Here is a 19,882-nt window from a genome sequence, read left to right on the forward strand (position 1 = left end):
GGATTGCCTGCCGGGGACCGTCGGCAGGGGCCCGTCATGACCACCAATCTCGCCTGGGATGACTTCCGGCTGGTCAAGGCGATCGCCGACCATCACGGGCTGACGGGGGCGGCGGCGGCGCTCGGCGTCAACCATTCCACCGTGTTCCGCCGCCTCGGGCAGATCGAGGAGCAGGTCGGGCTGCAGCTCTTCGAACGACGCAAGACCGGCTATGTCGCGACCGTCGCCGGCGTCGAGATGGCGATGCTGGCCGCCCGCGTCGAGGACGATGTCGCCGCCTTCAGCCGCCGGCTGGCGGGGCGCGACCTCGCACCCTCGGGCGAATTGCGCATCACCACCACCGACACGCTCTATCTCAACCTGCTGCTGCCGATCTTCGCTGCCTTCCGCGCCCTCCATCCGGCCATCCGCCTCGACGTCGTGATCGGCAACCAGGCGCTCAACCTGTCGAAGCGCGACGCCGATATCGCGATCCGCGCCAGCGACGCGCCGGGCGAAACGCTGGTCGGGCGCCGGCTGGCGACGCTGAACTGGGCGATCTATGGCAACGCCGCCCAGAGCGCGGCCGGCTTGGGCGATCCCGACAGCCTGTTCGCGCGCGACTGGGTCGCACTCGGCGATGCGCTGGGCCATGTCAAAGCCGCCCGCTATGTCCGCGAGAAGGTGGCGCCGGAACGCATCGCGCTGAAGAGTTCGGCCGTGCTCGGGCTGGCGGAGGCGGTTGAGCAGGGGCTCGGCATCGGCCCCCTGCCCTGCTTCATCGCCGACCAGCGCCCCGCGCTGGTACGGCTGCTGCCACCCGACCCCGATTTCTCGACCGGGCTGTGGATCCTGACCCATCCCGACATCCGCAACGCCCCGCGCGTGCGCGCCTTCATGGACTATGTCGGCGGCGAACTGGCGAAGAAGCGCGGGCTGATCGAGGGGACAGGGTAGGTCCCCTCCACGGTACCGGCTTCAGATCTCGATGCCTTCCGGGATCAGCGCCAACCCCTTGGCATACGCATCCTTGAAGCGGTCGAAGCCGTGGCTGCCGCCATTGACCAGCTTTCGGGCAAGAGCAAGATTGTCCGCCGCCAGAGCCGCGCGGATCTCGTCCTCCTTGTTGGAGAGGAACTGCGCGAGGATCTGCCCGGCAATGCGGGGCTGGTTGGCCTGAAGCGGCTGGGCGACGAGACCGACGCCGATCTGCGTGCCGATGCGGGTGTAATTGTCCCGGCCGGTGAGCTGGATGAAGCCGCGCCCCTTGAACAGCGAGCCGTCGCCGGCCTGCGTGTTGCCCAGCCGCTTCCCGATCGGCGTGCCCGGCTCGTAGAGGTCAAACGGGGCCTTCTCGGTGTTGAACTTGCTCTTCATCTCGTCGATCGGCAGGAACCCTTCCGTCTCCGCCCGGATCGTCGCCAGCGCCATCAGCAGCATGTCGCGATCGGCCAGACCATAGGATCGCAGCCCGGCGAGGACATGCGGCAGGTGGGTGCGGATATTGGCGAGCGGGGTCGCTGGCACGAACAGCCGGGCGACCAGTTCCGGCGTGATCTGCGTGACGGCGGAGAAGCTCGACCAGGCAGTCGATGCGACGTTGCTCGCAAGGACCGACTGCAGCGAGGCGATCTCCGTGCTCAGCTGCGACGTCTGCATGATCAGCCGGTCGGCCTGGTCGGGCGGTACGACCGCAGGAGTGCTTCCCGTCGTACTGGTCGATGTCGTCGTCCCCGCCCCGCCGGTGATGGCGGGTGACTTGGACATGAACCCTTCGATGAAGTCAGCGCCGGCATAGCCGGCAGCGGCGAGCCCCAGGAGAATCTCGACTGTCGCCCCCGCTGCGCCGGTCAGCTTGTCGAGGCCGATCGCCAGCGCGGCCAGCACCCCGGCGATGAAGCCGATGATCAGGCTGATCACGAGGCGGCTGGCGAGAAAGGTCGTGGCCTGATCGGGAGGCTGGGTGGCGTTGAAGTCGTGCAGCTTCTTCAGGCCGACGACCGTGCGCGCACCCTGCCCCACCATGCCCATCAGCCCCGCCAGCATCAGGGCGCTCAACAAGACCGTCGGTTGCATCACCGTATCCCCCCAGGCAACGCCGCGGGGTGAATACAACCTATGGTTTAGTTTTCGTCAATCCTCTCTTTTGGCGACAGGCGCCCCGCCCGCCTAGCCGATCTCCACCACGACCCGCCCGCGCACCTTCCCATCGACGATGGCGCGGGCGGTGTCGATGACGTCGGTCAACGGGACCCGCGTGGTCATCAGGGCGAGGCGGTCGCGGTCGAGGTCAGCCGCCAGCCGGGCCCAGGCCTCGAGACGGCGCGGCTTCGGGCACATCACCGAGTCGATGCCGAGCAGGGCGACGCCGCGCAGGATGAAGGGTGCGACCGAGGCCGGCAGGTCCATGCCCTGGGCGAGGCCGCAGGCGGCGACGGCACCGCCATACTTCGTCATGGACAGCAGGTTGGCGAGCGTGTGCGAGCCCACTGCATCGACGCCGGCGATCCAGCGCTCCTTGCCGAGCGGGCGGCCGGGCGCCGACAACTCCGCGCGGTCGATGATCTCGGCGGCACCGAGGCCCTTGAGATACTCTGCCTCCTCGGCCCGGCCGGTCGAGGCGATGACGTGCCAGCCGGCCTTGGCCAGCAGCGCGACCGCCACCGAGCCGACGCCGCCGGCCGCACCGGTGACGACCACCGGCCCATCTGCGGGCTTGAGCCCGTGCTTCTCGAGCGCCAGCACGCAAAGCATAGCCGTGTAGCCGGTGGTGCCGATCGCCATCGCCTCGTCGGGATTGAGGCCTGCCGGCAGCGGCACCAGCCAGTCGCCCTTGACGCGGCTCTTCTGGGCATAGGCGCCCAGATGGGTCTCGCCCGTGCCCCAGCCGTTCAGCACCACGAGATCGCCCGGCTTGAAGTCCGGATGCTCCGAGGTCTCGACCCGGCCGGCGAAGTCGATGCCGGGGATCATCGGCCAGCGCCGGACCACGGGGGCGCGGCCGGTGATGGCGAGCCCGTCCTTGTAGTTCACCGTCGAATGCGTGACGCGGACGGTGACATCGCCCTCCATGAGATCGCTCTCGGCGAAGTCGGTGAAGGCGAGGCTGGGGCCGGTTTCGCCCTTGGTTGCGACGAGGGCCTTGAAGCTGGTCATGGGCGTATCCTCCGGAATGCGTTTCCGGCAGCAGATACGCAGCGCAGGCCGCGCGGCAACCCCGCGCGGCTTTCGCCTTTCGTCAGGCCGGCTGCGGCACCGCGCGCTCGACCGGCTTCTCGACGATCGGCAGGTTGATCAGCGCCGAGGCGATGCCGAGCGCGACCGACAGCCACCAGACGACGATGTAGGAGCCGAAGGCCTCGTAGAGCAGGCCGCCGAGCCAGACGCCGAGGAAGCCGCCGACCTGGTGCGAGAAGAAGGCGAAGCCATAGAGCATCGCCATGTATTTCGTGCCGAACATCAGCATGACCAGCGAGGAGGTCGGCGGCACGGTCGAGAGCCAGAACAGCCCGATGACGATGCCGAAGCAGATCGCGGTGGCCGGGCTCGGCGGCAGCAGGATGAAGACGGCGATCGCGGCGGCGCGGCCGAAATAGATCCAGGCCAGCAGATGGCGCTTGGGCATCCGCGTCGAGAGCCAGCCGGAGGAGAGGGAGCCGACGGCGTTCGCCAGCCCAATCACGGCCAGCGTCCAGCCGCCGACCCAGGCCGGCAGGCCCATATCCTTGAGATAGGCCGGCATGTGGACGGTGATGAAGGCGAGCTGGAAGCCGCAGGTGAAGAAGCCGAGCACCAGCAGGACGTAGCTGCGATGGCGGAAGGCCTCGGTCAGCGCCTGGGCGATCGACTGGTTGGGCAGATTGGCGGCAGAGGCCTGGACCGCCCCGCCGATCTTGCGCGTCGACAGGAAGATCGAGATCGGCAGGATCGGCAGCAGCGTCATCGCGAAGACCATCAGCGCCTGGTTCCAGCCGATCTGCTCGATCAGGATGTTGCCGATCGGCGGATAGAGGAACTGGCCGAAGGAGCCGGCCGCCGTGCCGGCGCCGAACGCCATCGGCCGCCAGGATTCGGGCAGGAGCTTGCCGAAGGCGGCCAGCACGAGGTTGAAGGAGCAGGCCGAGAGGCCGAAGCCGATCAGGACACCGGCGCCCAGATGCAGCTGCAGCGGCGTCGTGGCGATCGCCATCATGACGAGGCCCGCGCCATAGAGCAGCGCGCCCGCGCAGAACACCTTGACGATGCCGAAGCGGTCCGCGATGGCGCCCGCAAACGGCGCGCCCAGCCCCCAGAGCAGGTTCTGGATCGCGAGCGCCAGCCCGAAGGTGTCGCGCCCCCAGCCGAACTGCACCGTCATCGGAATCTGGAACAGGCCGGCGCTGGCGCGCGGGCCGAAGGTGATCAGCGCGATCAGGCAGCCCGCCGCGACGATGATCTCAGGCGCATGGCTGCGCCCCGGGGCGGGGCTCGAGGCGACGCTCATGGACTGACATCTCCGGCAGGACTGACGTGTGGCTGCACGATAGCGCCGAACACGACGCCACGATAACGCGATTTCGTGGCATGGCGCATCACGCGGATGCATGGGAGGCCGGCGACTTTGCCGCTGCGATCTCGACCTCCCCACCCGGCGTTAACCCGCGCTCAACCCTACCGAGGTGATAACGGCATCAGGCGAAAGCGTGCCGTTCGTGCGCCGGTCGCTCCCCTCGTGTTCGGACGGGTGTGCGGTTTTGAGTCATTTGCGTTTGCGCCGGCGTACGAGACGCATCGGATCGGCGGGCCTGAAATGGGCCCTGTCGACGGTCGCGCCCTGGGCGCTGGCCGCGGGGATGCTGGTCTCCTTCACCGCCTCCGCCGGCCAGAACGCCGGCCTCGACACGCTGCCTGCGACCGCGCTCGGCCGCACCCTGCCCGGCCCGGCCTCGGAGCTGGAGGAAGGCCCCTCGCTGCTCGTCGCGGCCAGCGCCTTCCGTCTGCCCGGCCTGTCGCTGAGCTCGTCGGTCCTCAAGGCGCATCTCAATTTCGACGATCCCGAGCGCCGCTTCGCCATCGATCCGCGCCAGCCGCGCGAGGAGCTGAAGCGCAGCGCCAAGAGCTTCCCCGAGGTCGACCGCAGCGCCAAGGGCGATCCGCTGCCGCGGCTGCGCCCGGGCCTCTCGGCGCGGGCGCCGGGCGAAGTCGAGCGCGTCGTCTTCGGCGACACCCAGCCGGGGCTGATCTCGGGCGGCTTTTCGCTGGAGGCCATGCGCGAGGCGGAGGGCATCACCGGCCCGCCGGTCGGCTTCGAGCCGCCTGCCAACGAGCAGGGCCTGACCGACCCCGCGCTCTCGGATTCCTCGCCGGATGCGCTCGCGGCCTCGGGGCTCTCGCCCTATGGCAATGTCCCGCGCACGCTCGACGGCGCGACGCCCGGCGTCGCCGCGCCGCTGGCGCAAACCTCGACGACGCCGTCGGTCAACTACAGCGTCACCACGCTGGTGCCGGCGGTGCTGCCGACCGCGCCGGAGCGGGCCGGGCCTGCTGGCCCGCGCACCCGCCTCGCCGCTGCGACGCGGCGCGCTGCCCGAGACCGGCGCACGCGAGATCTATACCGGGCTGATCCCGGCCGCCGACATGGCGCGCCAGCAGCGCTGCCTGGCGGAAGCGGTCTATTTCGAGGCGCGCTCTGAATCCGACGAGGGCCGCGCCGCGGTGGCGCAGGTGGTGCTCAACCGCGTCAAGAGCACGCTCTACCCCGACAGCGTCTGCGGCGTGGTCTACCAGAACAGCCACCGCTATTTGGCCTGCCAGTTCACCTTCACCTGCGAAGGCAAATCCCTGCGCATCACCGAGCCCGGCCCCTGGCGCGACGCGGTCCGCATCGCCCGCGAGGTCTATGAGGGCACGACCTATCTTCCCGAAGTCGGCGCCTCGACCCACTATCACGCGCAGTATGTCCGCCCCTACTGGGCCAAGAAGCTCAAGAAGATGGACACGATCGGCCAGCACGTCTTCTACAAGCTGCGGCCGGGGCAGACGTGAGGGGTGAGGCGCGAACCTTCGAGCGCCAATGAACGAATGCTCGAGCCCACCTGGGGCGGGGGCGATCGCGGAAGAGACAATGGCTGAAGGTTCGAGGCTAAAAACAGTTCGGATCGGTGTAGTAGAGCACGGTCGACCTCGAGCACTTGCGACACTGGCCGAGATGGCAACGGGAGATGTGATCGTCGATCTTAGAGCTCGAAGATTTCTTTCCGATGTGCCTGTGCCGTTCGCGAGCCCAGAACCTGCCGACGCAGGCACTAACATAACCGAGTTTAGGTTTACGATCCATCCGAGTATCAACAGCCCGGAGGCAATCAACTTCATCAACTTGCACGTTACACTGACTGACGAGCCCCGGGTGATCAGTCGTCACGTCACCCCGGCCATTAAGGAGCAACCAGGGCGTTTCTCGTTCCTGTTTAGTAGACTCTATCCGGTTCTTTCCGATCCGACTTACGATTTCGCCAAGCCCACAGAGCGGTTTGAAATCGATTGGATCGAACGACCTTCCGTTCACCGTCGCGGTCGTTGCCTTTGTGACGAACCCTGCCACCCAAATTCATCTCGAACGGGCCGATTTCAAACTTCAAATCTACCGTTTCAAGAGCTGCGCGATCGTGATCGCCTCAGCCTTCTTCACTGGCCCTCCATACCAATATTCTCGGGTCTGGTCATGTGTAACGCAGGTCGAAACGGGCCCGTCCAAATCCTTCGATATCGAAGGCTTAGAGCGGTTGACGCTAGCGACGCTGATTGATCTGAAGCTGGAGTATCAGCAGATACTGATCGATCGGGGCGGGTTCGAGGATATCCTGCCGTTCATCGCGTCTGCGACGTTCCTGGCCGAGCCAACACTGAATAGCGCAGAGGCTAAGGAGTGGCGGCAGGTATTGAGGGATCGGGGGATAGCCTGATTACCCGGAGACGACCAACTTCCGCACCCGCTTCGTATGCCCCGCGCCGCCCGCGTCGTAGCTAAGATCGACCGTGTCGATCGACGCCCAGGCGAACAGCTCGCGCACCTCGGGCACGTTGTTGAGCAACAGAATGCGGTTGCCCAAGCTCCGAAGTAAAGAACGCACGCACACCCCCCACATCCCGGGCCTGCCCCTGGATACATCGGAAGCCTCCGGCGCTCTTCGATGGATTCCGGGACTTCGCTTCGCTCGCCCGGAATGACGGTGCGGTTCAGAGGCGACGCGACGACCGCGGATGATGACCAGCGGCGCCAGCAGCGATTGCGGCATCCGCCCCTCCCCCACCCGCCAATATGTCGCGGGCCGGCGCGTGGTGTTTGGGCGCGCCGCCTCCTATCCTGCCTCTAGGGCAATGGGTGGGATGGATGATGCCGGATATGACTTCGCCGCTGAAGACCGAGATCGGCCGCATTCTGGCGTGGTCACTGTTCCTGCCCGTGCTCTGCGCCTGGCCTTTCCTCTCGGCGATGCCGCTGTTCTCGCTCTGGGGCGGCGGGCATTCGGTCCTGTCCTTCTCGATCAACGCGGTGATGCTGCTGTTCGGCTTCTGGCCGCTGCTGGCGCTCGCCGGCGTCGGCGCCGTGCTGCGCGTCGAGGGCACGCAGCGACTCGGCGGCACGCGCAGCGAGCGCGGCCTTTGGCTGGGCGCCTATGCCACGCTCTGGACCGGGCTCTACCTGATCATCGCCTTCGCGCGGCCCTGACGCCGGGCCGGAGGCCCGCGCCGCGGAACAGCCCCCGCGACGGGGCGTTGCTCCCTCTGCGGAGGGTTGCGCCATGCCTCGATACTTCATCACCAGCGACGACGGATCGGGCGCCAAGCGGGAAGCCGACCCGCTCGACTTTCCCGACGAGAAGGCCGCCACCGACGATGCGCAGCTCGCCCTGGCCGACATGGCGAGCGAGATCCTGCCCAATGGCCGGCACGCCGCCTTCTCCGTCAAGCTCAACGACGAGACCGGCAGGGAGGTCTACCGCGCCTCGATGACCTTCGAGGCGCGCAGCGGCGACGAGACGAGAGCCGCCGCCAAGGCCGCCGACCAGGCGGGCGACGACGCGGCCGATTCCGTCGCGGCCCTGATCAAGGGGCGCTGATTAAGCGCAAAAAACCGCTCAAATGCCCGCGATCGGCTTCACGCAACGTCAAACTGCATGAACAGATCGCATCTGCCGGGCGTGGTTAATTTTACCTTGTTTCGGCGTTTACCTTGCGTTCATCACTGTTTCCCGGCTTTCTCGGAGTCAGGAAGCGGCGCCAGACGCCGCGAGGTTGGGGACAGGTTGTCGAACATGGCGAAGAAGGCTCTCACCGTTTCGGCTCTCGCGGCATCCGCCGTCTCGGCGGCCCTGCTGCTCGGCACCGCCGCGGCCCAGGCCGGCGGCTGCTACGGCTCCTCCTGCCGCCCGGCGCCCTGCCAGGGTGCAGCCTGCTACAATCTGGTGGAGACGCCGCCGGTCTATGGCTCGATCGCCGAGACGCAGGTCGTGCGCCCGTCCCAGACCTATCGCCGCATCGTGCCGGCTGAATACGACTACGTCACCGAGAAGGTGATGATCCATCCGGCGCGGCAGATCCCGCATCATGTCCCGGCGCAGTATTCCTCGGTCCAGGAGAAGGTCCTGATCTCGCCCGGCGGCAAGCGCTGGGAGGTCACCACCGATGCCTATGGCCGCACCACCGGCTGCTGGGTCTATGACAAGCCGCAGTACGGCTATCGCCAGCGCACCGTCGAGGTTTCGCCGGCCCGCGTCGAATACGAGACCGTCCCCGCCGTCTACACCCAGCGCCAGCGCAAAGTCATGGTGCGGCCGACGCAGGTGCTGCACGAGACCGTGCCGGCCGTCTACGAGACCCGCCATCGCAAGGTTCTGGTGAGCCCGGGCTCGCAGCACTGGCAGAAGGCCGGCTACTGAGTTTCGACTTCGAGATCTTCGTGTTTTGACTGCCTTTGACTACGGAAAAGACCACTCAACCCCGGCTCACGCCGGGGTTTTTTTTATGGGTCGTCGCGTCCAGCGAGCGAGCGCGACTGCTGCGCATGTCGCTCACCCATTCCCTCACGCGCGTCATTCCGGCCGCAGCGAAGCGGAGCGCCGGAATCCAGCGTAGAGCGCACCCGTCGCCGGCACGCCCTATGATGGATTCCGGGACAAGCCCGGAATGACGGCGATGTCAGCGTAGGGAGTATTCACATTCGACGGCAATGCCGTCCGGAGCCAGTGACCCCTGCGTCGCCCTATCCCAGCCCGCCCATCAGCAGCACCAGCACGCCGACGCCGAGGAAGAAGGCGAGCAGGCGCGCGGGCATGCCGACCAGCGTGCCGGGCGAGCGCGCCAGCGCGAAGCCAGCGACGATCTCGCTGAGGCCGAGACCCAGCAGCACGAGGACGAAGGGCGGGAAGGCGGCGGAGGGCGTAATCCAGCCGGCCTTGAACACCAGCGCGACGAGAACGCCGAGAACCGCGCCGAAGGCGACGAAGACGAACTCGACGCGCGTGAACCGCATGGCGCGGCTCAGCGCCGGCGGAAGTTCTGGTTGCGCGGCGGGCCGCTGGGCGCGGGGCCGGCAGTCTTCTGGCGGAAGTTGATGCGGCCGCGATCGAGATCGTAGGGCGACATCTCGACGACCACGCGGTCGCCGGCGATGGTGCGGATGCGGTTCTTCTTCATCTTGCCGGCCGCATAGGCCAGGATGACGTGGTCGTTGTCGAGCTTCACCCGATAGTTGCCGTCCGGCAGCACCTCGACGACGGTCCCGTCGAATTCGAGCAGTTCTTCCTTAGCCATTCTGTCGTCCTTCGTGTGCCCGTTGGCGCTGGGGCGGGATCGCGCCTGCGACCCCGCCCCGCTCAAGCGTAATGCGCGTCAATTCGCGCGCCGCCGGGCGCCGTTGGTGCGTGGTTGCTGTGTTCTTTGCTGCAAGAACGCGACGCCGCCAAGCCCTTCCTTGGCGGAACCGGCGTCTTTTCGCTGGCCCTGCGGCTCGGCGCGCTGCGGCCGGTCGTTGCGGGGGGCCTCGGAGCGCGCAGCGCCGGCATGGGCCGGCTTCGCGGACTGGGGCCGACCCGAGCGCTCGCCCTGCGGGCGGCCTTGGTCGCGACCGCCGCCGCCCTGCTGCCCGCGCCCGCCGCGACCCTGGTTCTGGGGGGGCTTCTTCGGGGTGCGACCGTCCCAATAGGGGACGTCGCCGACCGGGGTGATGGCGATGCGGGTCAGCTTCTCGATCGCGGCGAGGTCGCCGCGCTCTTCGGGCGTGCAGAAGGCGATCGCCACGCCCGAGGCGCCGGCGCGCGCGGTGCGGCCAATGCGGTGGACATAGGTTTCGGCGACGTTGGGCAGGTCGAACTGCACGACATGGCTGATGCCGTCGACATCGATGCCGCGGGCGGCGATGTCGGTGGCGACGAGGATACGCAACTCGCCGTCGCGGAAGGCGCCGAGCGCCCGCTCGCGCTGGCCCTGGCTCTTGTTGCCGTGGATCGCGGCGGACTTGATGCCGGAGACCTCGAGCTGGCGGACGACCTTGTCGGCGCCGTGCTTGGTGCGGGTGAAGACGATGGCGCGCTCCATCTCGGGAACGCTCAGCGTCTTGGCCAGCAGCGAGGGCTTGTCGGCGGGGTTGGTGAAGATGACGCGCTGGTCGATCTTCTCGGCCGTCGTCGCCACCGGCGCGACCGAGACCTCGACCGGATCGCTCAGATAGGCGGAGGCGATTTCACGGATCGGCTTGGGCATCGTCGCCGAGAACAGCAGCGTCTGGCGCTTCTTGGGGATCAGCGTCGCGATCCGGCGCAGCGCATGGACGAAGCCGAGATCGAGCATCTGGTCGGCTTCGTCGAGCACGAGGTACTCGATCTCGCGCAGCGAGACGGCGCGCTGGTCGACGAGGTCGAGCAGGCGGCCCGGCGTGGCGACGAGGATGTCGACATGCTGGCCGAGCGCACGGATCTGCTTGCCGACCGGCACGCCGCCGAAGATCACGGCCGACTTGATGGTGGTGAACTGGGCATAGGCGCGGATCGAGGTCTCGATCTGGGCGGCGAGCTCACGCGTCGGCGAGAGGATCAGCGCGCGTACCGAGCGGGTTTCCATGCGGCGCGGCTGGCTGAGCAGCCGGTGGATCAGCGGAAGCGAGAAAGCTGCGGTCTTGCCGGTGCCGGTCTGGGCGGCACCAAGGAGGTCGCGGCCCTGGAGGATCGGGGGAATCGCCTGGGCCTGGATCGGCGTGGGCGTCGTGTAACCTTCGGAGGCGAGCGCCTTGAGAAGCTGCTCGGCCAAGCCGAGGTCGGTAAATTGAGTCAAAACAGGTCTTTCCGGACGCCGCGACGCAAGGGGCACATGTGGGTATCGGCTGTGCCGCCGGATTGCGCCCGGCCTTTGTCTATTGCTCTTTCCTGCCGGCGAACCGCTAAGCCACAGCGCCGGAAGGTGTCGTTGGTGAACCAGGCCGGCATGGAGCCGGCCTGGGAAGTCTCAGGCCTCAGGCGACGGCGAGGTTGCCGGCCGAGGACTTGCCGGTCTTGCGATCGGCGACGAGCTCGAACGACACGACCTGGCCTTCGACCAGCTCGCGCAGCCCGGCGCGCTCGACAGCGGAGATGTGGACGAACACGTCCTGCCCGCCGTTCTCAGGGGTGATGAAACCGTAACCCTTGGTGGCGTTGAACCACTTCACGGTGCCCTTGTTCATATCGGTCGTCCTTGCGTTTCAGATCCGCGTATAGAGGGAAGACACAGCCGGGCGCGCGGACGCCTGCCGTGGTCTCGTAGTCGATGTGTGGTGGATCTGAATCGTGGCCGCCGACCGAAGAGGACCGCGCGGATGATGGCCAGAACCCGGCCGCATCTCGTCTTACATGGAGAGGCCTAGCATAAAATGCAACGCGGGTCCAGCGACGGCCATGGAGCCCTCGCTGAACCCGCCAAAAGGCGGATGAGACGGAGATCGACCGCTGTCGGTCAGCCCTCTTTCGCCCGCACGGCGCCGAGCGCCGCCTGGGCTGCGGCCAGCCGAGCGATCGGCACGCGGAAGGGCGAGCAGGAGACGTAGTCGAGGCCGACACTCTCGCAGAAGCCGATCGAGGCGGGATCGCCGCCATGCTCGCCGCAGATGCCGAGCTTGATGTCGGGCCGGGCCTTGCGGCCACGCTCGGCCGCCAGCTTCACCAGTTCGCCGACGCCCTCCTGGTCGATGGTGACGAAGGGGTCGGCCGCAAGGATGCCCTTGGCCGTGTAGGCGCCCAGGAAGGAGGCGGCATCGTCGCGCGAGATGCCAAGCGTCGTCTGGGTCAGGTCGTTGGTGCCGAAGGAGAAGAACTCGGCGCTTTTGGCGATCTCCTCGGCCCGCAGCGCGGCGCGCGGCAGTTCGATCATGGTGCCGACCTGATAGGTCAGCTCGACCTTGCTCTCGGCCATGACCTCCTTGGCCATGGCGTCGATGCGCGCCTTGACCAGGTCCAGTTCGGCCACGCCCATGACGAGCGGCACCATCACCTCCGGGATCACGGCCTTGCCGGTCTCGCGGGCGGCGATGACGGCCGCCTCGAAGATGGCGCGGGCCTGCATCTCGGCGATCTCGGGATAGGCGATGGCGAGGCGGACACCCCGGAAACCGAGCATCGGGTTGAACTCGTGCAGCTCGGTGGCGCGGTGCTTCAGCGCCTCGGGCGTGACGCCCAGCGCCTGCGCGACCGCCGCGATCTCGGCCTCGCCATGCGGCAGGAACTCGTGCAGCGGCGGGTCGAGCAGGCGGATCGTGACGGGGAGCCCGCTCATGATCGTGAAGAGCTGGACAAAGTCCTGGCGCTGCATCGGCAGGAGCTTGGCGAGCGCCGAGCGGCGGCCCTTGTCGTCGGCAGCGAGGATCATCTCGCGGACGGACTGGATGCGGTCCGCCTCGAAGAACATGTGCTCGGTGCGGCAGAGACCGATGCCCTCGGCGCCGAACTCGCGGGCGGTGCGGGCGTCATCGGGCGTCTCGGCATTCGCGCGCACCTTGAGGCGGCGGACCTTGTCGGCCCAGCCCATCAGCGTCGCGAACTCGCCGGAAAGCTCCGGCTTCTGCATCTTGACCTCGCCCAGCAGCACCTGGCCGTTGCCACCGTCGATGGTCAGGACATCGCCGGCCTTGAGCACGGTCTGGCCGACGGTGAGCGTGCCCTTGGCATAGTCGACGCGGATCTGGCCGGCGCCGGAAACGCACGGCTTGCCCATGCCGCGGGCCACGACCGCCGCATGGGAGGTCATGCCGCCGCGCGTGGTCAGGATGCCTTCGGCGGCGTGCATGCCGTGGATGTCCTCCGGCGACGTCTCGACGCGCACGAGGATGACCTTACGGCCGGCCTTGCGGGCGTTCTCGGCCTCGTCCGAGTTGAAGACGATCTCGCCGGCGGCGGCGCCGGGCGAAGCCGGCAGGCCGGTCGTCAGCACGCGGCGCTCGGCCTTGGGATCGATCATCGGGTGCAGGAGCTGGTCCAGCGCGCCGGGCTCGACACGGCCGACGGCCTCCTCCTGCGAGATCAGGCCTTCCTGCGCGAGTTCCACCGCGATCCGCAGTGCCGCCTTGGCGGTGCGCTTGCCGGACCGTGTCTGCAGCATCCAGAGCTTGCCCTCCTGGATGGTGAATTCCATGTCCTGCATGTCGCGGTAGTGCTTTTCGAGAATGCCGTAGATTCGGCAGAGCTCGGCATAGGCCTCCGGCATCACCCGCTCCATCGAGGGCTTGTCGGAGCCGGCTTCCTTGCGGGCGGCCTCGGTGATGTCCTGCGGGGTGCGGATGCCGGCGACGACGTCCTCACCCTGCGCATTGACCAGGAACTCGCCATAGAGCGCGTTCTCGCCGGTCGAGGGATTGCGGGTGAAGGCGACGCCGGTGGCCGAGGTGTCGCCCATATTGCCGAACACCATCGACTGGACATTCACCGCCGTGCCCCAGGCGGCCGGGATGCTGTTGAGCTCACGATACTTGATCGCGCGGGCATTCATCCAGGAGGAGAAGACCGCACCCACCCGCGCCCCAGAGCTGGGCGTGGGGCTCCTGCGGGAAGTCGCTGCCGAGCGCCTTCCTGACGATGTCCTTGTACTTGCCGACCAGGACCTTCCAGTCCTCGGCACCGAGATCGGTGTCGAGATGCAGGCCCTTGCGCTCCTTGTAGTCCTCGAGCGCCTCCTCGAAATGACCGTGATCGACGTCGAGCACGACGTTGGAATACATCGTGATGAAGCGGCGATAGCTGTCCCAGGCAAAGCGGGCGTCGCCCGACGCCTTAGCGACGGCCTCGACGGTGACGTCGTTGAGGCCGAGATTGAGGACGGTGTCCATCATGCCGGGCATCGAGGCGCGGGCGCCCGAGCGCACCGAGACGAGCAGCGGGTTGGCGGGGTCGCCGAAGGTCTTGCCGGTCAGCCGGCCCATCTCGGCCAGCGCGGCCTGCGCCTGCGCCTCGAGATCCGGCGGGAACTGCTTACCGTTGTCGTAGTACCAGGTGCAGACCTCGGTGGTGATGGTGAAGCCGGGCGGCACCGGCAGGCCCAGATTGCTCATCTCGGCCAGGTTCGCGCCCTTGCCGCCGAGCAGGTTCTTCATGCCCGCCTCGCCCTCGGCCTTGCCATCGCCGAAGGTGTAGACCCACTTCCCGCCAGCCATTGTCCCAGCCCCTTCACATCATCCAGACCGCGCAAGAACGCAGCGGCCGGCGAATGGTTCGCAGGCGCCGCAATCCGCGCGCCGCGGCGTGGTCATGCCGAAAACCGGATGAACAATCAATGAGCCGAAGGGTCAGGGCCAAGCGAAGCGCGGCCTAACGCCCCATCGCCCTCGCCTTCTTCGGCCAGCGCAGCGGCCAGGTGACGATGCGGTCGGGCACATCCTCGTCCGGCACGTCGTCCTCGCTGGCGAAGACACGGTTGCGGACTGCGACGCCGGCCTCAACCACCGTCTCGGGATCGCCCGAGACCAGCGGGTGCCACCAGGGCAGGTCGCGCCCCTCGGCGACGAGCCGGTAGGCGCAGGTCGGCGGCAGCCAGGGCAGCGTGCGGACGTCATGGGGCGTCAGCGTCACGCAGTCGGGCACCTTGGTCGAGCGATTGACGTAGTCCTTGCAGCGGCAGGTGCCGGCGTCGAAGAGGCGGCAGCCGATATCGGTCGCGAGAATGGCGCCGGTATCCTCGTCCTGAAGCTTGACCAGGCAGCAGCGGCCGCAGCCGTCGCAGAGCGACTCCCATTGCTCGCGGTTCATCGCCTCGAGCGGCGTGGTGCGCCAGAAGGGCTCGTCGGGGTTGGGATCTTCGACCATGGGGCCTTATGCGACGGGGCGCGGACGGAGGGAAGCGCGGGCGGCGCCGCATCTAACGGCGGGCGGCCGGGGTATCGCTGGTGCGTGCCGAAACGGGACAGGCGCCGTGGCAAGGAATCTGCTGTCCCTGCATTTCGCACCCGGCCTCTGGCATGGATGCGTCAAGACGATATGTATGTCCGGTCCGGCGGGATTATGATGGCGGGCTGGCCGGAGTGCAGCAGAACCGTGGCGCCGTCGATCGGGACGGCGGCTCTCGGCAGGGTGCCAGGACGACGATGGAGTTCAGGAAGACAGGCTGGACGACCCGACTGAAGCGCTTCGCGCTGGCGGTCGATTCATGGGTCGATGCCGGCCTGTGGGGCGCCGCGCGCCGAGCGGGCGACACCTATGAGCGCATTCGCAGCGCCACCGACCGCCTCACCGTCAGCGGCGGCCAGAGGCTGGCCGTCGAAGGCATCAGCGAGGGGCTGAATCTCGGCATCGCGGGCGCCTTCCTGATGCTGGCGCTGGCCATCCCCGCCTTCCAGGAAGGGCGGGAGGATGCGCTGAAGCACCAGGTCTTCGCGGTGACCTTCCTCGACCGCTACGGCGTCGAGCTCGGCCATCGCGGCGCCCGCCACGACGATTCGCTCAAGCTCGAGGAAATGCCGGACCATCTGCTCAAGGCGGTTCTGGCGACCGAGGACCGGCGCTTCTACGAGCATTTCGGCATCGACGTCTTCGGCACGCTGCGCGCCGTCACGGTGAACGCGCGCGCCTCCGGCGTCGTCCAGGGCGGCTCCTCACTGACGCAGCAGCTCGCCAAGAACCTGTTCCTGACCAATGAGCGCTCACTCGACCGCAAGATCAAGGAAGCCTTCCTGGCGATCTGGCTGGAGCAGAGGCTGACCAAGAACGAGATCCTCAAGCTCTATCTCGACCGCGCCTATATGGGCGGCGGCACCTTCGGGGTGGCGGCGGCGGCCGACTACTATTTCGGCAAGTCGGTGCGCGACGTCACGTTGGCCGAGGCCGCGATGCTGGCCGGACTGTTCAAGGCGCCCACGAAATACGCCCCCCATGTCAACCTGCCGGCGGCGCGGGCGCGCGCCAACGACGTGCTCAACGCGATGGTCGATGCCGGCTTCATGACGGCGGGCCAGGTCGACAGCGCCAAGCGCAACCCGGCGACGCCGATCGACCGGCGGCGCGATTCCAGCCCCGATTACTATCTCGACTGGGCCTTCGATGAGATCCGGCGCCTCGCCGACGACGGCAAGATCGGCCCCGAGCGCGTGCTGACCGTGAAGACGCCGCATGACCCGGCGATCCAGGATCGGGCGGACGAGGCGATCGAATCCATCCTGCGCCAGCATGGACCGGGCTATCGCGCCAAGCAGGCCGCGACGGCGGTGATGGATACCGACGGCGCCGTGCGGGCGCTGGTCGGCGGGCGCGACTATGGCGCGAGCCAGTTCAACCGGGCGACGGCGAGCCTGCGGCAGCCCGGCTCCTCCTTCAAGCCCTTCGTCTATGCCGCGGCAATGCAGGCGGGGCTCTACAAGCCCAGCACCATCGTCAGCGACCGGCCGGTCTGCATCGGCAACTGGTGCCCCAACAATTACGGGCGCTCCTTCGCCGGCTCGATGCCGCTGACCGTCGCGCTGGCGAAGTCGATCAACACGATCCCGGTGCAGATGTCGATCGCGCTGGGCCAAGCCACGGGCGAGACGCATGTCGCCCGCGCCGCACGGATCGGCCGGCTGAAGATCATCGAGACCAGCCGCGCCATGGGGCTGAACTCGCCGCTGACCGACACGGTCTCGCTGCCGATCGGCGCCGCCGAGGTCACGGTCATCGACATGGCGGCGGGCTATGCCGTGTTCGCCAATGGCGGCCGCAGGGCCCGGCCCTATGCCGCCGTCGAGATCCGCAACTCGCATGGCGAGGTGATCTACCGGCATGACCGGAACGAGCCCGAGCCGGCGCAGGTGCTGAGCACGCAGGTGGCCCAGGACATGAACTTCATGCTCTCGAAGGTGCCCACCGAGGGCACGGGGCGGCGTGCGGCGCTGGAGGGTGTCGTCACCGCGGGCAAGACCGGCACGACCAACGGCTACAAGGACGCCTGGTATGTCGGCTATTCCGGCAACCTCGTCGGCGCGGTCTGGTACGGCAACGACGATTCCTCCGAGACCGCGAACATGACCGGCGGCTCCCTGCCGGCCATGACGTGGAAGGAGATCATGCAGTTCGCGCATCAGGGGCTCGAGCTGAAGCCGATCCCGGGCGTCGCGCCGCCCGATCCGAAGGCGGCGACGGTGGCAAAGGCGCAGGCGCCCGCGACCCTGTCCCCAGCCTCCGGTCCGGGCGCAGGCCATATGCCGCGCCAGTCCTTCGAGGTGCTGTCCTCGGTTGGGGCGATGTTCAAGACGATCGAGGCCCCCCGCCGCAACGGACAGCCGCTCCAGGTCGGCATCCGCGAAGTCTCATCGGGAGCCGAGCAGCGGACGCTTCGCTAGACCTTCTGCTGGCGCCGTGTTGACGGGATGCGGCCCGCTGGTTCAACTCGCGCCGCCGTCGCTGCACGGGCGGCGTCTTCCGAAGGCAGGGCTTTGCGCGTCGTCCATCTGGCCTATGTGATCGCGCTCGGCGCCGGGCTGGGCCTCGCCTCCGCGCATTTCGCGGTGGCCGGGCGGCCTTTGCTCGGCATGGTCGAGATCGGGCCCTGGCACGCGTGGCCGCGCAGCGGCGGGCGCGACATCGACCCCTATATGCGTGCCTATCTCGCCCGCGGCGTGCACCTGCCGCTGGGCACCGGCGAGGGCCTGGAGCTGATCGCGGAGCGCGACCAGGACGGCCGCGCGCTGGACGGGCGCTGCCGCTACCGGCTCTCGGGCGAGGTTCCGACGACGCGGGGCTGGACGCTCTCCGTCACGGATGGCGACGGGCGCCCCTTCCGCCTGCCGCTGGACCGCAGCGGCTTCAGCGATGCGGAGGTGGTGCGGGCGGAAAACGGGACACTGCAGATCGCCGCCGCGGCCTGGCCCCAGGCGGGCGACTGGCTGCCGCTGCCGACGAGCGGGCGCTTCCAGTTCCTGCTGCGGCTCTACGATACGCCGATCGCCACCCAGGCGGGCGAGACGCGGGCCGAGAGCCTGCCGCTCATCCAGCGGATCGACTGCCCATGAGCGCGACCGACCCCGCCACCCTGCAGGGGATGGAGGCGCCGCAGCCGCGTGCCCTGCCGCTGCGCAGCCGGATCGCGGCCGCGTTCGCGCGGCTCCTGCTCGCCACCAGCGCCGGGCTGGTGCTGGCCGGCATCGTCCATATCGTCACGATCCTGCTGATCCCGCCCCTGTCGGAGAGCGACGCCGCCCATGCCTATGCCGCGCTCGGCGCCGGCGGACAGGCCGAGCTGGTCAGGGCGGGCGATCCGCGTGGCCTGCCGCTGCCGCGCGAGGACGATCCGGCGACGGTGACGGCCATCTGCAGCTACGATCTCGCCGCCGGCCCGATGCGCGTGGTCGCGCGGGCCGGGACGCTGCCGCTCGCGCTGACGCTCCATCGCCAGGGTGGCGGCACGCTCTATGCGATCACCGACCGTGCCGCGATCCGCGGGGTCGTCGAATTCCTGGTGATGACGCAGGAGCAGCGGGACGAGCGCGCCGCCCGCGACGAGGAGGGCGAGGTCTCGCGCGAACTGCGTGTCGTCTCCGACAGCGAGCGCGGCCTCATCGTGGTGCGGGCGCTGGCGCGCCTGCCATCGGACCGGGCCGACGCCGAGGCGCTGGCGTCGGGCGTCGCCTGCGGCATGGCCGACTAGCTCAGCCCTTGTAGACGACGGGGGCCTTGCCGCCTTCACCGCCGGGAGCGCCGGCGCCACGCTCGCCGCCGAAGGCGCCGTTCAGCGGCATCTTGCAAAGCGGCCCGGCCTCGGCCTCCAGCGCCATGATGGCGCGCTCGGCGCGGATCGCCTCGCGCGACGGCATCTCGACGACGAGATTGGCCAGCGCATAGCGATAGCTCTCGATCCGGAATCCGACGCGCTCGCAGACCCAGAGGATCAACCCCTCGTTCTCGACGACGCGCGCAAAGGCCGGGTCGAGCTGGGAAGGGGCGACGTCGGGCGAGCTCTCGGCGGCACGCATGCGCACCCGGTCGGCCGCCACGACGCGCATCGCATTGGCGCGGAACGGGCCGATCAGGATGCGGTCGGCATTGGCATCCTCCGCGAGCCTGGCATAGCGGGAGGCCTGGGAGGCGAAGGAACCGCCGGTCAGCGCCTGGAAGTACTCCGCCCGGTAGCCCAGATGGAGCTGCGCCGGCAGGATGCGCGAATGGGCGAGAGCAGCCGTCTGCGCCTGGAAGACGCTGCGTTCATGGCCGGGCATGACGAAGCGCCAGGCCCGGTCGCGCAGCTGCTCCTCGTCATCGGTAAAGCGGAAGTGCGAGGCGGCCTCGCCCCGGGCCGTGGCGGCCCAGAAGCCGGCCTGCGGCGCCAGCATCTGGCTGACGATGTCCTGCCGCGGCCGGCCGAGATCGCCCGTGCAGGCACCCGCCGCGAGCAGCAGCGACAGGGAAGCGGCCCGCATGGCGGGCCCGCCTGAGAGACGCCCCAG

At 68.3% G+C, this 19,882-nt stretch carries 20 protein-coding genes and 1 pseudogene; 10 read left to right on the forward strand and 11 right to left on the reverse strand.

What is annotated here, in order from left to right; all coding sequences use genetic code 11:
- The first annotated feature begins 36 nt into the window (after positions 1 to 36).
- Positions 37 to 936, forward strand: coding sequence for a LysR family transcriptional regulator (locus ABIE41_RS22315; RefSeq protein WP_192642408.1), 900 nt, complete (start codon positions 37 to 39; stop codon positions 934 to 936).
- A 21-nt stretch (positions 937 to 957) separates the two neighbouring features.
- Here ABIE41_RS22315 and ABIE41_RS22320 read toward each other — a convergent pair whose 3' ends face one another.
- The 3 genes from ABIE41_RS22320 to ABIE41_RS22330 all read right to left on the reverse strand — a co-directional run bounded on the left by ABIE41_RS22320 (position 958) and on the right by ABIE41_RS22330 (position 4,462).
- Positions 958 to 2,055, reverse strand: coding sequence for a glycoside hydrolase family 19 protein (locus ABIE41_RS22320; protein ID WP_192642409.1), 1,098 nt, complete (start codon positions 2,053 to 2,055; stop codon positions 958 to 960).
- 93 nt (positions 2,056 to 2,148) lie between these two features.
- Positions 2,149 to 3,135 carry an acrylyl-CoA reductase (NADPH) gene (gene acuI / locus ABIE41_RS22325; RefSeq protein WP_192642410.1) on the reverse strand — a complete coding sequence of 329 codons (987 nt, stop codon included), beginning with the start codon at positions 3,133 to 3,135 and terminating at the stop codon, positions 2,149 to 2,151.
- A gap of 82 nt (positions 3,136 to 3,217) precedes the next feature.
- Positions 3,218 to 4,462 (reverse strand): MFS transporter, encoded by a 1,245-nt coding sequence (locus ABIE41_RS22330; protein ID WP_192642411.1) that lies wholly within the window; start codon positions 4,460 to 4,462, stop codon positions 3,218 to 3,220.
- A 265-nt stretch (positions 4,463 to 4,727) separates the two neighbouring features.
- Between ABIE41_RS22330 and ABIE41_RS22335 the strand changes: the two genes are divergently transcribed.
- The 3 genes from ABIE41_RS22335 (at position 4,728) to ABIE41_RS22345 (ending at position 6,920) form a co-directional block, all read left to right on the forward strand.
- Positions 4,728 to 5,651 carry a hypothetical protein gene (locus ABIE41_RS22335; protein ID WP_354193132.1) on the forward strand — a complete coding sequence of 308 codons (924 nt, stop codon included), beginning with the start codon at positions 4,728 to 4,730 and terminating at the stop codon, positions 5,649 to 5,651.
- A complete protein-coding gene (locus ABIE41_RS22340) occupies positions 5,596 to 6,003 on the forward strand; it encodes a cell wall hydrolase (RefSeq protein WP_354193134.1) in 408 nt (135 codons plus the stop codon). The genes ABIE41_RS22335 and ABIE41_RS22340 overlap by 56 nt, the downstream gene beginning before the upstream one ends.
- Positions 6,004 to 6,488: 485 nt before the next feature.
- On the forward strand, positions 6,489 to 6,920 hold the full coding sequence (locus ABIE41_RS22345; RefSeq protein WP_354193136.1) for a hypothetical protein: 432 nt from the start codon (positions 6,489 to 6,491) through the stop codon (positions 6,918 to 6,920).
- Here ABIE41_RS22345 and ABIE41_RS22350 read toward each other — a convergent pair whose 3' ends face one another.
- Positions 6,921 to 7,253, reverse strand: a complete 333-nt coding sequence (locus tag ABIE41_RS22350) for a hypothetical protein (protein ID WP_192642413.1) — start codon at positions 7,251 to 7,253, stop codon at positions 6,921 to 6,923.
- Between the two features lie 107 nt (positions 7,254 to 7,360).
- On the opposite strand from ABIE41_RS22350, the gene ABIE41_RS22355 reads away from it, so the two are divergent.
- The 3 genes from ABIE41_RS22355 (at position 7,361) to ABIE41_RS22365 (ending at position 8,897) form a co-directional block, all read left to right on the forward strand.
- Positions 7,361 to 7,687, forward strand: coding sequence for a hypothetical protein (locus ABIE41_RS22355; protein ID WP_192642414.1), 327 nt, complete (start codon positions 7,361 to 7,363; stop codon positions 7,685 to 7,687).
- Positions 7,688 to 7,760: 73 nt separating this feature from the next.
- Positions 7,761 to 8,078 carry a DUF6894 family protein gene (locus ABIE41_RS22360; RefSeq protein ID WP_192642415.1) on the forward strand — a complete coding sequence of 106 codons (318 nt, stop codon included), beginning with the start codon at positions 7,761 to 7,763 and terminating at the stop codon, positions 8,076 to 8,078.
- Between the two features lie 195 nt (positions 8,079 to 8,273).
- Complete coding sequence (locus ABIE41_RS22365) at positions 8,274 to 8,897, forward strand: hypothetical protein (RefSeq protein WP_192642416.1); 624 nt, start codon at positions 8,274 to 8,276, stop codon at positions 8,895 to 8,897.
- 323 nt (positions 8,898 to 9,220) lie between these two features.
- Here ABIE41_RS22365 and ABIE41_RS22370 read toward each other — a convergent pair whose 3' ends face one another.
- From ABIE41_RS22370 to ABIE41_RS22395, 6 genes and pseudogenes are all read right to left on the reverse strand, one after another.
- On the reverse strand, positions 9,221 to 9,490 hold the full coding sequence (locus tag ABIE41_RS22370; RefSeq protein ID WP_192642417.1) for a hypothetical protein: 270 nt from the start codon (positions 9,488 to 9,490) through the stop codon (positions 9,221 to 9,223).
- Between the two features lie 8 nt (positions 9,491 to 9,498).
- Positions 9,499 to 9,771, reverse strand: a complete 273-nt coding sequence (gene infA / locus ABIE41_RS22375) for a translation initiation factor IF-1 (RefSeq protein ID WP_066724490.1) — start codon at positions 9,769 to 9,771, stop codon at positions 9,499 to 9,501.
- Between the two features lie 78 nt (positions 9,772 to 9,849).
- Positions 9,850 to 11,286, reverse strand: a complete 1,437-nt coding sequence (locus ABIE41_RS22380; RefSeq protein WP_192642418.1) for a DEAD/DEAH box helicase — start codon at positions 11,284 to 11,286, stop codon at positions 9,850 to 9,852.
- A gap of 178 nt (positions 11,287 to 11,464) precedes the next feature.
- Positions 11,465 to 11,674 carry a cold-shock protein gene (locus tag ABIE41_RS22385; RefSeq protein WP_066724499.1) on the reverse strand — a complete coding sequence of 70 codons (210 nt, stop codon included), beginning with the start codon at positions 11,672 to 11,674 and terminating at the stop codon, positions 11,465 to 11,467.
- A gap of 269 nt (positions 11,675 to 11,943) precedes the next feature.
- Positions 11,944 to 14,629 (reverse strand): annotated as a pseudogene (gene ppdK, locus ABIE41_RS22390) (pyruvate, phosphate dikinase).
- Between the two features lie 154 nt (positions 14,630 to 14,783).
- The gene (locus ABIE41_RS22395) at positions 14,784 to 15,278 is read right to left on the reverse strand and encodes a YcgN family cysteine cluster protein (protein ID WP_192642420.1); all 495 of its coding nucleotides are present in this window, start codon (positions 15,276 to 15,278) and stop codon (positions 14,784 to 14,786) included.
- Between the two features lie 278 nt (positions 15,279 to 15,556).
- Between ABIE41_RS22395 and ABIE41_RS22400 the strand changes: the two genes are divergently transcribed.
- The 3 genes from ABIE41_RS22400 (at position 15,557) to ABIE41_RS22410 (ending at position 19,086) form a co-directional block, all read left to right on the forward strand.
- The gene (locus tag ABIE41_RS22400; protein WP_192642421.1) at positions 15,557 to 17,782 is read left to right on the forward strand and encodes a transglycosylase domain-containing protein; all 2,226 of its coding nucleotides are present in this window, start codon (positions 15,557 to 15,559) and stop codon (positions 17,780 to 17,782) included.
- A gap of 93 nt (positions 17,783 to 17,875) precedes the next feature.
- Positions 17,876 to 18,451: a DUF1214 domain-containing protein gene (locus tag ABIE41_RS22405; RefSeq protein ID WP_192642422.1), complete on the forward strand. Its 576-nt coding sequence runs from the start codon at positions 17,876 to 17,878 to the stop codon at positions 18,449 to 18,451.
- Positions 18,448 to 19,086, forward strand: coding sequence for a DUF1254 domain-containing protein (locus ABIE41_RS22410; RefSeq protein ID WP_192642423.1), 639 nt, complete (start codon positions 18,448 to 18,450; stop codon positions 19,084 to 19,086). The genes ABIE41_RS22405 and ABIE41_RS22410 overlap by 4 nt, the downstream gene beginning before the upstream one ends.
- Position 19,087: 1 nt before the next feature.
- Here the strand turns inward: ABIE41_RS22410 and ABIE41_RS22415 are convergent, their stop codons facing one another.
- Positions 19,088 to 19,855 carry a hypothetical protein gene (locus tag ABIE41_RS22415; RefSeq protein ID WP_192642424.1) on the reverse strand — a complete coding sequence of 256 codons (768 nt, stop codon included), beginning with the start codon at positions 19,853 to 19,855 and terminating at the stop codon, positions 19,088 to 19,090.
- Positions 19,856 to 19,882 lie beyond the last annotated feature (27 nt).

Source organism: Bosea sp. OAE506 (assembly GCF_040546595.1).
Classification (GTDB): domain Bacteria; phylum Pseudomonadota; class Alphaproteobacteria; order Rhizobiales; family Beijerinckiaceae; genus Allobosea.